Source organism: Pseudomonas sp. SDO5271_S396, from assembly GCF_054071795.1.
Genome location: NZ_JBSVWB010000124.1, coordinates 1 through 369 on the forward strand (window position 1 = coordinate 1; position 369 = coordinate 369).

General features: G+C 64.0%; 1 protein-coding gene. It reads left to right on the forward strand.

The window, feature by feature from the left end; translation table 11 throughout:
- Positions 1 to 369, forward strand: a 369-nt coding sequence (locus ACW9IN_RS30125; RefSeq protein ID WP_457369245.1) for an AMP-binding protein, incomplete at both ends; no start/stop codon positions are given.

Here is a 369-nt window from a genome sequence, read left to right on the forward strand (position 1 = left end):
AACAGGTCACCACCCTGCACTTCGTGCCGTCGATGCTGCGCGCGTTTGTCGAGGAGCCGAGCCTGTCTGCCTGCACCAGCCTGCGGCAGGTGTTTGCCAGCGGTGAAGCCTTGCCCGCCGATCTGGTCCAGCGTTTTATGGGGCAACACCCGGCGGCGCTGGTCAACCTGTACGGCCCGACTGAAGCGGCCATTGATGTCTCGGTATGGCGTTGCTCGGCCAACGATACGCGCGTGCCCATCGGCAAACCTATCGCCAACCTGCACCTGCATATTCTTGACGAGGCCCAGCAGCCGTTGCCGATCGGCAGCATCGGCGAGCTGTACATCGGCGGTGTCGGCGTGGCGCGCGGTTACCTGAAACGTGACG